Genomic DNA, 14,746 nt, shown 5'->3' on the forward strand with positions numbered 1-14,746 from the left:
CCCCCACCCACCCGCCCTTTCCCGCGCTTCGCACGGGGTGGGCGGGCCTGCCCGCGCTGCGCGCGGTGCACGGCCAGGCGGGGCCGGTCCCGCGGCGGCTACGCCGCCGGGCCACGCGGCCCCCGCCGCGCGAGGCCACCCGCCAAGGGGCGGGTGGGTGGGCGCGGCACGGCCGCAGGCCGACACGGCCGCAGGGCCCGGCTCGTGGCGGCGAAGCCGCCGAGCCGGGCCCTGCGAGCCGGTCGCTCGGGCACAGCGCCCAGCGAACCGGTGGTGAGATTCAGCCCTGGTAGGGGCCGTAGTCGTAGTCCTCCAGCGGAACCGCCTGGCCGGAGCCGGTGCCGAACGGCGAGTAGTCGATGTCGTCGTAGCCGACCGCCGAGTACATCGCCGCCTTCGCCTCCTCCGTCGGCTCGACCCGGATGTTCCGGTAGCGGGACAGGCCCGTGCCGGCCGGGATCAGCTTGCCGATGATCACGTTCTCCTTGAGGCCGATCAGCGAGTCCGACTTGGCGTTGATCGCCGCGTCGGTGAGGACCCGCGTCGTCTCCTGGAAGGACGCCGCCGACAGCCACGACTCGGTGGCCAGCGACGCCTTGGTGATACCCATCAGCTGCGGACGACCGGAGGCCGGGTGGCCGCCCTCGGCCACGACCCGCCGGTTCTCGGACTCGAACTTCGAGCGCTCGACCAGCTCGCCCGGCAGCAGCTCCGCGTCGCCGGACTCGATGATCGTCACCCGGCGCAGCATCTGCCGGACGATGATCTCGATGTGCTTGTCGTGGATGGCCACACCCTGCGAGTTGTAGACCTTCTGGACCTCGCCCACCAGGTAGACCTGGACGGCACGCTGGCCCAGGATCCGCAGCACGTCGTGCGGGTTGGCCGCGCCGACGGTCAGCGGCTGGCCGACGGTGACCTGGTCGCCCTCGCCCACCAGCAGCCTGGCGCGCTTGGAGACCGCGTAGGAGGTCTCGTCCGAGCCGTCGTCCGGGGTGACCACGACCTTCTTGGTCTTCTCGGTCTCCTCGATCCGCACCCGGCCGGCCGACTCGGAGATCGGCGCGACACCCTTCGGGGTCCTGGCCTCGAAGAGCTCGACCACACGCGGCAGACCCTGCGTGATGTCCTCACCGGCGACACCGCCGGTGTGGAAGGTACGCATGGTCAGCTGGGTGCCGGGCTCACCGATCGACTGGGCGGCGATGATGCCGACCGCCTCGCCGATGTCGACCAGCTTGCCGGTGGCCAGCGAGCGGCCGTAGCACATGGCGCAGGTGCCGACGGCGGACTCGCAGGTCAGCACGGAGCGGGTCTTGACCGTCTCCACGCCGTGGTTGACCAGCTCGTCGATGAGCACGTCGCCCAGGTCGGTGCCGGCCGGAGCCAGCACCTTGCCGTCGACGACGATGTCCTCGGCCAGGCAGCGGGCGTAGACGCTGCTCTCGACGTTCTCCGCCTTGCGCAGCACGCCGTCCGCGCCGCGGGACGCGATCGCCAGCTTGAGGCCGCGCTCGGTGCCGCAGTCCTCCTCGCGGATGATGACGTCCTGCGAGACGTCCACCAGACGCCGGGTGAGGTAACCCGAGTCGGCGGTCCGCAGCGCGGTGTCGGCCAGACCCTTACGGGCACCGTGCGTGGAGATGAAGTACTCCAGCACGGACAGACCCTCGCGGAACGAGGCCTTGATCGGCCGCGGGATGGTCTCGTTCTTCGCGTTGGAGACCAGGCCACGCATACCCGCGATCTGACGCATCTGCATCATGTTTCCGCGGGCCCCGGAGTCGACCATCATGAAGATCGGGTTCGTCTTCGGGAAGTTCTCGTTCATCGCGGTGGCGACCTCGTTGGTCGCCTTGGTCCACAGGGCGATGAGCTCCTGCGTCCGCTCGTCCTTGGTGATCAGACCGCGCTCGTACTGCTTCTGGACCTTCTCGTCCTGCGCCTCGTAGTCGGCCACGATCTGCTTCTTGGCCTCGGGCACGACGATGTCCGAGACCGCGACGGTGACACCGGACCTGGTGGCCCAGTAGTAACCGGCGGACTTGAGGTTGTCCAGCGCGGCCGCGACCACGACCTTGGGGTAGCGCTCGGCCAGGTCGTTGACGATCTGGGAGAGCTGCTTCTTGCCCACGGACTGGTCGACGAACGGGTAGTCCTCGGGCAGCAGCTCGTTGAAGAGCGCGCGGCCCAGCGTGGTGCGCAGCCGGAAGCTGTCGCCCGACTGGTACTCCGGCTCACCCTCGGCCGGCTCCGGCGCGACCCAGTCCCGCGGCGGGACGGTGCCCACCGGGAAGCGGATGTCGATCTTCGCCTGGAGCGAGAGCTCGCCGGCGTCGAACGCCATGATCGCCTCGGCGGTCGAGGAGAACGACCGGCCCTCGCCGCGGACCTCCCGCTCCTCCTCGTCGGTGGTGAGGAAGAACAGGCCCAGCACCATGTCCTGGGTGGGCATGGTCACCGGGCGGCCGTCGGCCGGCTTCAGGATGTTGTTCGAGGACAGCATCAGGATGCGGGCCTCGGCCTGCGCCTCGGCGGACAGCGGCAGGTGCACCGCCATCTGGTCGCCGTCGAAGTCCGCGTTGAACGCGGTGCAGACGAGCGGGTGGATCTGGATGGCCTTGCCCTCGACCAGCTGGGGCTCGAAGGCCTGGATGCCGAGGCGGTGCAGGGTCGGGGCGCGGTTCAGCAACACCGGGTGCTCGGCGATGACCTCTTCGAGGACGTCGTACACGACGGTGCGCTGGCGCTCGACCATGCGCTTGGCCGACTTGATGTTCTGCGCGTGGTTGAGGTCCACGAGCCGCTTCATCACGAACGGCTTGAACAGCTCCAGCGCCATCGCCTTGGGCAGGCCGCACTGGTGCAGCTTGAGCTGCGGGCCGACGACGATGACGGAGCGGGCCGAGTAGTCGACGCGCTTGCCGAGCAGGTTCTGCCGGAAGCGACCCTGCTTGCCCTTGAGCATGTCGGACAGCGACTTCAGCGGCCGGTTGCCCGGGCCGGTGACCGGACGACCGCGGCGGCCGTTGTCGAACAGCGCGTCGACGGCCTCCTGGAGCATCCGCTTCTCGTTGTTGACGATGATCTCGGGCGCGCCCAGGTCGAGCAGCCGCTTGAGGCGGTTGTTCCGGTTGATGACCCGGCGGTACAGGTCGTTCAGGTCGGAGGTCGCGAAGCGGCCACCGTCCAGCTGCACCATCGGGCGCAGGTCCGGCGGGATCACCGGGACGCAGTCGAGGACCATGCCCTTGGGGCTGTTGGAGGTCTGCAGGAACGCGGAGACCACCTTGAGCCGCTTGAGGGCGCGGGTCTTCTTCTGGCCCTTGCCGGTGCGGATGATCTCGCGGAGGCGCTCGGCCTCCTCGTCCAGGTCGAAGGTCTCCAGCCGCTTCTGCAGCGCGGCGGCGCCCATCGAGCCGTCGAAGTAGGTGCCGAAGCGGTCCCGCAGCTCGCGGTAGAGCAGCTCGTCGCCCTCCAGGTCCTGGACCTTGAGGTTCTTGAAGCGGTTCCAGACCTCGTCGAGGCGGTCGAGCTCGCGCTGCGCGCGGTCCCGGAGCTGCTTCATCTCGCGCTCCGCGCCCTCGCGCACCTTGCGGCGGGCGTCGGCCTTGGCGCCCTCGGCCTCGAGCTCGGCCAGGTCGGCCTCCTGCTTCTTGGCCCTGGCCTCCAGGTCGGCGTCGCGGCGCTGCTCGATCTGCTGGCGCTCGACGGAGATGTGCGCCTCCAGCGACGGCAGGTCGCGGGTGCGGCGCTCCTCGTCCACGTACGTGATCATGTACGCGGCGAAGTAGATGACCTTCTCCAGGTCCTTGGGGGCCAGGTCCAGCAGGTAGCCGAGCCGGGACGGCACGCCCTTGAAGTACCAGATGTGGGTCACCGGCGCGGCGAGCTCGATGTGGCCCATCCGCTCGCGACGCACCTTGGCGCGGGTCACCTCGACGCCGCAGCGCTCACAGATGATGCCCTTGAAGCGGACGCGCTTGTACTTGCCGCAGTAGCACTCCCAGTCCCGGGTGGGGCCGAAGATCTTCTCGCAGAAGAGGCCGTCCTTCTCGGGCTTGAGGGTGCGGTAGTTGATGGTCTCCGGCTTCTTGACCTCGCCGTGTGACCACTGACGGATGTCGTCGGCGGTCGCCAGGCCAATCCGCAGTTCGTCGAAGAAGTTGACGTCGAGCACTCTCGTCAATCCCTCTCAGTGTCGTGTCATCAATGGTCTGATCGGGGTCTCGGGGCGGCCGGCGGAGCGGTGTGCGCTCCGCCGGCCGGACCCGTCAGACCTCTTCGACGCTGCTCGGCTCGCGCCGGGACAGGTCGATACCCAGCTCTTCCGCGGCGCGGAAGACGTCCTCGTCGGTGTCGCGCATCTCGATGGACATGCCGTCCGAGGACAGCACCTCCACGTTGAGGCAGAGCGACTGCATCTCCTTGATGAGGACCTTGAAGGACTCCGGGATGCCCGGCTCCGGGATGTTCTCGCCCTTGACGATGGCCTCGTAGACCTTCACGCGGCCGGTGACGTCGTCGGACTTGATGGTCAGCAGCTCCTGGAGGGCGTAGGCGGCGCCGTACGCCTCCAGCGCCCACACCTCCATCTCGCCGAAGCGCTGTCCGCCGAACTGGGCCTTACCACCCAGCGGCTGCTGGGTGATCATCGAGTACGGGCCGGTCGAGCGGGCGTGCAGCTTGTCGTCGACGAGGTGGTGCAGCTTGAGGATGTACATGTAGCCGACCGAGATCGGGTCGGGGAACGGCTCGCCGGAGCGGCCGTCGAACATCCGCGCCTTACCGGTGGGCAGCACCAGGCGGTCGCCGTCGCGGTTGGGGATGGTGGACTCGAAGAGGCCGGCCATCTCGTCCTCGCGGGCACCGTCGAACACCGGGGTGGCGACGTTGGTGCCGGGCGCGACGTCGTCGGCGCCGATGGCCGCAAGACGCTGCTTCCACTCCGCGTCCGTGCCCTCGACCTTCCAGCCCTGGGAGGCCAGCCAGCCCAGGTGGATCTCGAGGACCTGGCCCGGGTTCATCCGGGAGGGCACGCCCAGCGGGTTGAGGATGATGTCGACGGGGGTGCCGTCCTCCAGGAACGGCATGTCCTCGACGGGCAGGATCTTGGAGATCACGCCCTTGTTGCCGTGCCGGCCGGCCAGCTTGTCGCCGTCGGTGATCTTGCGCTTCTGCGCCACGTAGACGCGGACCAGCTGGTTCACGCCCGGGGGCAGCTCGTCGCCCTCCTCGCGGTCGAAGACACGCACGCCGATGACCTTGCCGGTCTCGCCGTGCGGCACCTTCAGCGAGGTGTCACGGACCTCACGCGCCTTCTCGCCGAAGATCGCGCGCAGCAGCCGCTCCTCGGGGGTCAGCTCGGTCTCGCCCTTCGGGGTGACCTTGCCGACCAGGATGTCGCCGGCCTCGACCTCGGCGCCGATGCGGATGATGCCGCGGTCGTCCAGGTCGGCCAGGACCTCCTCGGAGACGTTCGGGATGTCCCGGGTGATCTCCTCGGGGCCCAGCTTGGTGTCCCGGGCGTCGACCTCGTGCTCCTCGATGTGGATCGAGGAGAGGACGTCGTCCTGCACCAGGCGCTGGGAGAGGATGATCGCGTCCTCGTAGTTGTAGCCCTCCCACGGCATGAAGGCGACCAGCAGGTTCTTGCCGAGGGCCATCTCGCCGCGCTGGGTGGAGGGACCGTCGGCGATGACCTGTCCCGCGATCACCCGCTCGTTCTCCTCGACCAGGACCTTCTGGTTGTAGGAGGTGCCCTGGTTGGAGCGGTGGAACTTGGCGAGCCGGTGGGTGACGTGGGTGCCGTCGTCGTTGGCGATGGTGATGTAGTCGGCGGAGACGTCGCTGATGACGCCGTCCTGCTCGGCCTTGATCACGTCGCCCGCGTCGACCGCGGAGCGGTACTCCATGCCGGTGCCGACCAGCGGGGCCTCCGCCTGGATCAGCGGCACGGCCTGGCGCATCATGTTCGAGCCCATGAGCGCGCGGTTGGCGTCGTCGTGCTCGAGGAAGGGGATCATGGCCGTCGCGACCGACACCATCTGGCGCGGCGAGACGTCCATGTAGTCGACCTCGGTGCCGGCGACGTAGTCGACCTCGCCGCCCCTCCGGCGGACCAGCACGCGGGCCTCGGCGAACCGGTAGTCGTCGGTCAGCCGCGCGTTGGCCTGCGCGATGACGAACCGGTCCTCCTCGTCCGCGGTCAGGTAGTGGACCTCGTCGGTGACGACGCCGTCGGTGACCTTGCGGTAGGGGGTCTCCACGAAGCCGAACGCGTTCACCCGGCCGAAGGCGGCGAGCGAACCGATCAGACCGATGTTCGGGCCCTCGGGGGTCTCGATCGGACACATCCGCCCGTAGTGCGACGGGTGCACGTCACGAACCTCGAGGCCGGCCCGCTCACGGCTCAGACCACCGGGGCCGAGCGCGTTCAGGCGGCGCTTGTGCGTCAGCCCGGAGAGCGGGTTGGTCTGGTCCATGAACTGGGACAGCTGGCTGGTGCCGAAGAACTCCTTGATGGAGGCGACGACCGGCCGGATGTTGATCAGGGTCTGCGGCGTGATCGCCTCGACGTCCTGGGTGGTCATCCGCTCGCGGACGACGCGCTCCATCCTGGCCAGACCGGTGCGGACCTGGTTCTGGATGAGCTCGCCGACGTTGCGCAGGCGGCGGTTGCCGAAGTGGTCGATGTCGTCCGTCTCGACGACGATCGTCCGACCGCTCGCGGTGGTGGTCTCGGTCTCGCCCGCGTGCAGCTTGACCAGGTACTTGATCGTGTTGACGATGTCCTCGACGGTGAGCACGCCGGCGTCCAGCGGCTCGTCCCCGCCGAGCTTCTTGTTGATCTTGTACCGGCCGACCTTGGCCAGGTCGTACCGCTTCGGGTTGAAGTAGAGGTTCTCCAGCAGGGTCTGCGCGGCCTCGCGGGTCGGCGGCTCGCCCGGGCGGAGCTTGCGGTAGATGTCGAGCAGCGCGTCGTCCTGGCCCTGGGTGTGGTCCTTCTCCAGGGTGGCCCGCATCGACTCGTACTCGCCGAACTCCTCGAGGATCTGGTCCGAGGTCCAGCCCAGGGCCTTGAGCAGCACGGTCACGGACTGCTTGCGCTTGCGGTCGATGCGCACGCCGACCATGTCGCGCTTGTCGATCTCCATCTCCAGCCAGGCGCCCCGGGAGGGGATGATCTTGGCGGAGAACAGGTCCTTGTCGGACGTCTTGTCGATCGTGCTGTCGAAGTACGCGCCCGGCGAGCGGACCAGCTGCGTCACGACGACGCGCTCGGTGCCGTTGATGCAGAAGGTGCCCTTGTCGGTCATGAGCGGGAAGTCGCCCATGAAGACCGTCTGGGACTTGATCTCACCGGTCTCGTTGTTGGTGAACTCGGCGGTGACGAAGAGCGGGGCCGCGTACGTGAAGTCGCGCTCCTTGCACTCGTCGATCGAGTTCTTCGGCGGCTCGAAGCGGTGGTCACGGAAGGTCAGGGACATGGAGCCCGAGAAGTCCTCGATCGGGGAGATCTCCTCGAAGATCTCCTCCAGACCCGACTTCGTCGGAACGTCCTGTCCACTTTCCAGCGCGGCCTCGACGCGGGCTTTCCAGGCGTCGTTACCGAGGAGCCAGTCGAAACTCTCGGTCTGCAGCGCAAGGAGATTCGGAACCTCGAGCGGTTCCTTGATCTTCGCAAAGGAGACGCGCAGCGGTGCGGTGCTGGCGCCGTTGTTCGTACTGTTGGTCGAGGCGTTGCGCGAGGCGGCCAAGAGGGGGTCCTTCCGAGGGCTCGGACTCTCTGCGCGCGTGCCCGCCCCCCTGGTGACGGGCAGAGAGAAGCTAGGCAGCGCAAAGGGTCAGTGTAGCCACATGACCCACTGATGTCCAATGCCACTATCAACCATCGAGGAGCCACCCTCGGTGTTCTCTCAAGCCGACCCGCTCCCGACCGCCTCGGTCGCCGGGTGCGGACCCGTCTGCCGGATGTTTCCCGCGTCCGCCGGGATCCATGCCTCGGAACATGGACCTATCTGGCGACGCGACCTGAGAATCGCGCGCCCGCCGCGGTTCGTCAAGGCCCGAGGCGACCCCTCGGCCCCCGTCGACGGCCGAAGATCACCATACCCGTCACCCGCGTCAGGGCAAGCAGGCGGCCGACACAAAGCCGCGGGGCGACCACCCTGATGGGTGATCGCCCCACAGCGACCGCGTGGACGGCGGTCAGAGGATCTCTCGGCGGGAGACCGGGGTCACTTGACCTCGACGCTGGCGCCGGCGCCCTCGAGGGCCTCCTTGGCCTTGTCGGCGGCCTCCTTGTTGACCTTCTCGACGACCGGCTTCGGGGCGCCGTCGACGAGCTCCTTGGCCTCCTTCAGGCCGAGCGAGGTGAGCTCGCGCACGACCTTGATGACCTGGATCTTCTTGTCGCCGGCACCGGTCAGGATGACGTCGAACTCGTCCTTCTCGGGCTCGGCCTCGGCGGCGGCGCCACCACCGGCCGGGGCGGCGGCGACGGCGACCGGGGCGGCGGCCTCGACGTCGAACTTCTCCTCGAACTTCTTCACGAAGTCGGAGAGCTCGAGGATGGTCATGTCGGCGAACTGCTCGAGCAGCTCGTCCTGGGACAGCTTCGCCATGGTGGCGGTCCTTCCTGCTAAGTCGGCTGGGTGCCGGAGAAACCGGATGTGTGACGTGAGTGGGCGGATGCCTACTCGGCGGGAGCCGGCTCGCCGGCACCTTCCTGCTCTGCCTTCGCGCGCAGCGCGTCCACGGTGCGGACGAACTTCGTGAGCGGGGCCTGGAAGGTCGCCGCGGCCTTGGCCGTGGTCGCCTGCAGGGCACCCGCCAGCTTGGCGAGCAGCACCTCGCGGGACTCGATGTCCGCGAGCCTGTTGACCTCGTCGGCGGTCAGCGACTTGCCGTCGATGAAACCGCCCTTGATGACGAGCGCCGGGTTCTCCTTGGCAAAGTCGCGCAGGCCCTTCGCCGTCGCGACCGGGTCACCGGTCACGAAGGCGACGGCCGTGGAGCCCTTGAAGTACTCGTCGAGTCCGTTGACCCCGGCCTCCTTGGCCGCGATCTTGGACAGCGTGTTCTTCGCCACGCTGTACTGAGCGTTCTCACCGAGCGAACGGCGCAGCGTCTTGAGCTGCGCGACGGTGAGACCGGTGTACGCGGTGACGACGGCCGCGTTGGACTTCGCGAACTTCTCCTGAAGTTCCGCGACGGCTGCCGCCTTGTCGGTGTTCGCCATAACCTCGGCCCTCCTTCCGGGTTTTGCCGGGTGATGAAAACCGCACGGAAGGATGGGTCACGCAGAAACGGACAGCGCCCCAAACAGAAAGCGCCCTGGCGCAGGCGCTCAGGGCGTAGAACGGGGACCATGGGTCCACCACATCGCACACGATCACCTGCGCAGGCCGTCCGCACTCGGCGGATCCTTCGGCCACCCGGACCCTGACGGGACCAGGCGGCGACCAGCGGTCTTTGGCTACCGCAGCAATGTACGCGAACGGCTCGGCGCCAGGCAAATCCGGTGCCCGGCGCCGGCCGGCGGGGGTGCGGTCAGAGGGACTCGGGCTGGACGCCCATGCTCTCCATCAGCTCCATGAAGTCGACGTAGGAGCCCTCCTCGGGGGCCGCCACGTCGACCTCGGCCCCGAGGTCCGTGTAGCGCACCTCGGTGGTGACCGGGCCCATCTCGGAGTCGAACGCCTGCCGGATCTGGATGGGGAAGTCGTTCTCGTCGACCCAGACGTCGATGTCGTACGACTCGATGCCGGACTGCTCCATGTTGTCGGTGAGCTGCTGGAGCTCCTCCTCGGTGAAGACGTCCGCCGCGCCGTTGTTCTGCAGGGCGTCCTCGACGGAGACCGTGCCCTGGTAGTGCTCGACGGTCACGCCGTCGATCTCCTCCTCGCCGACCGACTCGATGTCGGGCGACTGGAGCAGCAGCCCCATCTGCGCGGACGGGTCCTGGCTGGCCTCGTCGAAGCCCATGTCCACGGCCTGCGCGAGGGCCGGGTCGCCGGACTCCTCGGCGAGCGCGCCCATGTCCATCATCATCCACTCGCGACCGTCGAACTCGGCCGCGAAGGACTCGCCCAGATTCATGTACATGACGTCGTCGAGCATGACCATGCGCATCTCGGAGGGAGCCTCCGGGCCGAGCTGCATCGCCTCGCCGCTCATGGTGGCGTCCAGCACGACGCCGTCGCCCCAGGACATGACGCCCGAGATCTCGACCTCGCCGCCGGTCGCCGTCGCGGGCCCCGAGGTCGTCGCCGTGAAGCCGGCGGAGGTGATCTCGGTGGTGGACTCGGCGGCCGCCTGCACCGCGCTGAAGGCGTCGCCAGAGGTGGCACCGCCGTCGCGCTCGCCGCCACCGAAGGCGCCCTCGTCACCGTCCTCCGAACCGCTACAGGCCGCCGTGGCGCCGACCAGCACCACCGCGGCGGCGCTCAGTGCGGCTCGGTGTATGGAACGCATGCTTCCCCCCTGGGAATTGTGAACAAGTACACCAGTTCTCCACCTTAACCCGGGCCGCCGACAACGGCGAACGCCCGCTCCCGCTCTGTGACAGAACGGGAACGGGCGTGGTGGTGCTCGCGGTTCGTCGCGCGTCAGGCGGCGACGCCGTCCTCCTCGAGGAGGTCACGCGTGCGGTTGGGGTCGACCGGCACACCGGGGCCCATCGTCGTGGTGATGGTGGCCTTCTTGAGGTAACGCCCCTTCGCCGCGGACGGCTTGAGCCGCAGGATCTCGTCCAGCGCGGCGGCGTAGTTCTCGACGAGCTGCTGCTCGCTGAAGGACACCTTGCCGATGATGAAGTGGAGGTTGGAGTGCTTGTCCACCCGGAACTCGATCTTGCCGCCCTTGATGTCGGTGACGGCCTTGGCGACGTCCGGGGTGACGGTGCCGGTCTTCGGGTTCGGCATCAGGCCGCGCGGACCGAGCACCCGGCCCAGGCGACCGACCTTGCCCATCAGCTCGGGCGAGGCGACCACGGCGTCGAAGTCGAGGAAGCCCTTGGCGACGCGGTCGATCAGCTCGTCGGAGCCGACGATGTCGGCGCCGGCGGCCTCCGCCGCCGCCGCACGGTCACCGGTCGCGAAGACCAGGACCCGGACGGTCTTGCCGGTGCCGTGCGGGAGGTTGACCGTGCCGCGGACCATCTGGTCGGCCTTGCGCGGGTCGACGCCCAGGCGCATGGCGACCTCGACGGTCGCGTCGAACTTGGCCGTCGAGGTCTCCTTGGCGAGACGGACGGCGTCGAGCGGTGCGTAGACGGCGGTCTTGTCGACCTTCGCGTCGGCGCCGCGGAGATTCTTGCTGCGCTTCACTGCTGCTCCTGCAAGCTGGCGAATGGAGTCGTGGTCCGGGCCAGCGCCTGGCCCTGCCACGGTTGGGGGTGCTGCGATCAGCCCTCGACGGTGACGCCCATGGAACGGGCGGTGCCGGCGATGATCTTCTCGGCGGCGTCCAGGTCGTTGGCGTTGAGGTCGGGCATCTTGGTCGTGGCGATCTCACGGACCTGGGCGCGGGTGATCTTCGCGACCTTGGTCTTGTGCGGCTCGCCCGAGCCCTTCTCGACGCCGGCGGCCTTGAGGATCATCTTCGCGGCCGGCGGGGTCTTGGTGATGAAGGTGAAGGAGCGGTCCTCGTAGACCGTGATCTCCACCGGGATGACCCAGCCGCGCTGCGACTCGGTCGCCGCGTTGTAGGCCTTGCAGAACTCCATGATGTTGACGCCGTGCTGACCCAGCGCCGGGCCGACCGGCGGAGCCGGGTTGGCGGCACCCGCCTGGATCTGGAGCTTGATCAGCCCCGTGACTTTCTTCCTGGGAGGCATGCTCTCCGGGTCCTTAACCTCGTGAACGGTGCGCGTCCGCCCTGGCCGGGCGGAGGCATACCGCACCACGGTACCGGCCGCCGCTTCCCCGCCCAAATCCGGGCCCTCACGGCCGCAGGGGCCCTGACCACGGCGGAACCGCGGTCAGGGCCCCTGCGGGCCGAACGTGCGAGGTGTCAGTTCTTCTGGATCTGGTCGAAGCTCAGCTCGACCGGCGTCTCGCGGCCGAAGATCTCGACGAGGCCCTTGACCTTCTTGGAGTCCGGGTTGATCTCGTTGATCGTGGCCTGGAGCGTGGCGAACGGGCCGTCGGTGACGGTGACCGAGTCGCCGACCTCGAAGTCGAGGACCTGGACCTCGACCTTGCGGCCGCCGGCCGCCGCGCCCTCGGCGCCCGCCTCGGCCGCGGCCTTCTGCTCGGCCTCGGGGGCCAGCATCTTGACGATCTCGTCCAGCGTCAGCGGGTACGGGTCGTAGGCGTTGCCCACGAAGCCGGTGACGCCCGGGGTGTTGCGGACCACGCCCCACGACTCGTTGGTCAGGTCCATCCGCACCAGGACGTAGCTCGGCAGCTTGTTCTGCTTGATGGTGCGGCGGTCGCCGTTCTTGATCTGGACGACCTCTTCCTGCGGCACCTCGACCTGGAAGATGTAGTCCTCGACGTTGAGCGAGACGGCGCGCTGTTCGAGGTTGGTCTTCACGCGGTTCTCGTACCCCGCGTAGGTGTGCACGACATACCACTCGCCGGGGAGGACCCGCAGTTCCTCGCGGAGCTGCGCCACGGGGTCCACCGGCTCCTCGACCGCTTCTTCCGCGGGCTCGCCGGCCTCGTCCTCGTCCTCGACGCGGACCGCGGCCTCCTCGGCGGGCTCGCCGGCCGCGGCCTCGGCAGCTTCCTCCTGGTCGACGGTGTCCGCTGCCTCGACAATGTCACGCGCGGTGTCCTCGCCCTCGACCTCGGCGGACGCGGCGTCATTGTGGTTCGGGTCAGACACGGTAGCTGCTTCTTCCTGACTTACGACACGGAGGTGAATGGGTCAGCCGAAGACGTACTCGACGGCCCGGCTGAATCCAAAGTCAATCACGGTCAGGATGCAGATGACGACGATCACGAAGACGATCACCGCCGTCGTGTAGGTCGAGAGCTGGCGCCTGGAGGGCCAGACCACCTTGCGGAGCTCGGCGACGACCTGGCGGTAGAAGAGTGCGAGCCGGCCCAGCGGGCCGCGCTTGGCGCGACGGCCGCGGCGTTTGCCGGTGCCCTCCCCCTGGGGCTGGGGCTCGGGGGTCTCCACGGAGTCTGTGATCCCAGCCACTCGTCCTCACCTGATCCCGGTCATGGTCAAAGGCCGCCCGGCCACCCGGACGGCTGTTCACCTTACGTGTAGCAGGGCCGGAGGGACTTGAACCCCCAACCGCTGGTTTTGGAGACCAGTGCTCTACCAATTGAGCTACGACCCTTTGCCGCGTGGTGCCCGACAACGTACCGCATCGGAAGCGCCACCGGTGAGGAGTGTACGTGCTGAATCGCCGCCCGTCGAACGGGTAGGAGCGCGGAAGCAGTGATCCACGCGAGGACGGTGGGAGATCTCATGTGCCACAGCCGTGCCATGTCTGGGACGATGCCCCTATGAGTGCCGCGACATCCCCAGCTCCCGAAGCGCGCCGGGTCTCGGCCCGGATCGGCGCCATCTCCGAGTCGGCCACGCTGGCCGTGGACGCCAAGGCCAAGGCCCTCAAGGCCGCCGGCCGTCCGGTGATCGGATTCGGCGCCGGCGAGCCCGACTTCCCGACCCCCGACTACATCGTCGAGGCGGCGGTCGAGGCGTGCCGCGCCCCCCGCTTCCACCGCTACACGCCGCCGGGCGGGCTGCCGGAGCTGAAGGAGGCGCTGGTCGCCAAGACGCTGCGCGACTCGGGCCTGGAGATCACGCCGTCCCAGGTGCTGGTGACCAACGGCGGCAAGCAGGCGATCTACGAGGCGTTCGCGGCCCTGCTCGACCCGGGCGACGAGGTCATCGTGCCGGCCCCTTACTGGACGACGTACCCGGAGTCGATCCGGCTCGCGGGCGGCGTGCCCGTGGAGGTGGTCGCGGACGAGACCACCGGATACCGGGTGAGCGTCGAGCAGTTGGAGGCGGCACGCACCGAGCGCACCAAGGTGCTGCTGTTCGTCTCGCCGTCCAACCCGACCGGCGCGGTGTACTCGCGCGCGCAGACCGAGGCGATCGGCCGCTGGGCCGCCGAGCACGGCCTGTGGGTGCTGACGGACGAGATCTACGAGCACCTGGTGTACGGCGACGCCGAGTTCAGCTCGCTGCCGGCGCTGGTCCCCGAGCTCGCCGACCGCTGCGTGATCGTCAACGGCGTGGCCAAGACATACGCCATGACCGGCTGGCGGGTGGGCTGGCTGATCGGCCCGCAGGACATCGTGAAGGCCGCCACCAACCTGCAGTCGCACGCCACCTCCAACGTGAGCAACGTGGCGCAGGCCGCGGCGCTCGCCGCCGTCTCCGGTGACCTGACGGCGGTGGCCGAGATGCGGTCCGCCTTCGACCGGCGCCGCCGCACGATCGTGCGGATGCTCGACGAGATCGAGGGCGTCGACTGCCCGGAGCCCGAGGGCGCGTTCTACGCCTACCCGTCGGTCAAGGCGCTGCTCGGCAAGGAGATCAGGGGCCGGCGGCCGGCCACCAGCCTGGAGCTCGCCGCGGTGCTGCTCGAGGAGGCGGAGGTGGCGGTGGTCCCGGGTGAGGCGTTCGGCACCCCCGGCTACCTGCGGCTGTCCTACGCGCTGGGCGACGACGACCTGGTCGAGGGCGTCTCGCGGATCCAGAAGCTGCTGGCCGAGGCACGGGACTGAGGTTCGGGGAGGTCCCCCTGGGGGGTATGCGACTACCGGAC

At 68.7% G+C, this 14,746-nt stretch carries 10 protein-coding genes and 1 tRNA gene; 1 reads left to right on the forward strand and 10 read right to left on the reverse strand.

What is annotated here, in order from left to right; genetic code table 11:
• Window positions 1-280 precede the first annotated feature (280 nt).
• The 10 genes from RNC47_RS31815 to RNC47_RS31860 all read right to left on the reverse strand — a co-directional run bounded on the left by RNC47_RS31815 (window position 281) and on the right by RNC47_RS31860 (window position 13,303).
• On the reverse strand, window positions 281-4,180 hold the full coding sequence (locus tag RNC47_RS31815) for a DNA-directed RNA polymerase subunit beta' (RefSeq protein WP_311603852.1): 3,900 nt from the start codon (window positions 4,178-4,180) through the stop codon (window positions 281-283).
• A 94-nt stretch (window positions 4,181-4,274) separates the two neighbouring features.
• Window positions 4,275-7,760, reverse strand: a complete 3,486-nt coding sequence (rpoB, locus tag RNC47_RS31820; RefSeq protein ID WP_311603821.1) for a DNA-directed RNA polymerase subunit beta — start codon at window positions 7,758-7,760, stop codon at window positions 4,275-4,277.
• Between the two features lie 480 nt (window positions 7,761-8,240).
• On the reverse strand, window positions 8,241-8,627 hold the full coding sequence (rplL, locus tag RNC47_RS31825) for a 50S ribosomal protein L7/L12 (protein WP_311603822.1): 387 nt from the start codon (window positions 8,625-8,627) through the stop codon (window positions 8,241-8,243).
• A gap of 71 nt (window positions 8,628-8,698) precedes the next feature.
• The gene (rplJ, locus tag RNC47_RS31830; protein ID WP_311603824.1) at window positions 8,699-9,244 is read right to left on the reverse strand and encodes a 50S ribosomal protein L10; all 546 of its coding nucleotides are present in this window, start codon (window positions 9,242-9,244) and stop codon (window positions 8,699-8,701) included.
• A gap of 311 nt (window positions 9,245-9,555) precedes the next feature.
• Window positions 9,556-10,479 (reverse strand): LolA-like protein, encoded by a 924-nt coding sequence (locus tag RNC47_RS31835; RefSeq protein ID WP_311603826.1) that lies wholly within the window; start codon window positions 10,477-10,479, stop codon window positions 9,556-9,558.
• Between the two features lie 134 nt (window positions 10,480-10,613).
• Window positions 10,614-11,333 (reverse strand): 50S ribosomal protein L1, encoded by a 720-nt coding sequence (gene rplA, locus RNC47_RS31840; RefSeq protein ID WP_311603827.1) that lies wholly within the window; start codon window positions 11,331-11,333, stop codon window positions 10,614-10,616.
• 77 nt (window positions 11,334-11,410) lie between these two features.
• Complete coding sequence (gene rplK, locus RNC47_RS31845; RefSeq protein WP_113689416.1) at window positions 11,411-11,842, reverse strand: 50S ribosomal protein L11; 432 nt, start codon at window positions 11,840-11,842, stop codon at window positions 11,411-11,413.
• Window positions 11,843-12,018: 176 nt separating this feature from the next.
• Complete coding sequence (gene nusG, locus RNC47_RS31850) at window positions 12,019-12,837, reverse strand: transcription termination/antitermination protein NusG (RefSeq protein ID WP_311603829.1); 819 nt, start codon at window positions 12,835-12,837, stop codon at window positions 12,019-12,021.
• A gap of 42 nt (window positions 12,838-12,879) precedes the next feature.
• Window positions 12,880-13,149, reverse strand: coding sequence for a preprotein translocase subunit SecE (gene secE, locus RNC47_RS31855; protein ID WP_132934052.1), 270 nt, complete (start codon window positions 13,147-13,149; stop codon window positions 12,880-12,882).
• Window positions 13,150-13,230: 81 nt separating this feature from the next.
• Window positions 13,231-13,303 (reverse strand) — tRNA-Trp (locus RNC47_RS31860).
• Window positions 13,304-13,472: 169 nt separating this feature from the next.
• Here RNC47_RS31860 and RNC47_RS31865 point away from each other — a divergent pair.
• Window positions 13,473-14,705 (forward strand): pyridoxal phosphate-dependent aminotransferase, encoded by a 1,233-nt coding sequence (locus RNC47_RS31865; RefSeq protein ID WP_311603830.1) that lies wholly within the window; start codon window positions 13,473-13,475, stop codon window positions 14,703-14,705.
• Window positions 14,706-14,746 lie beyond the last annotated feature (41 nt).

The sequence above is a fragment of the Streptomyces millisiae genome, assembly GCF_031845425.1.
GTDB lineage: Bacteria > Actinomycetota > Actinomycetes > Streptomycetales > Streptomycetaceae > Streptomyces > Streptomyces millisiae.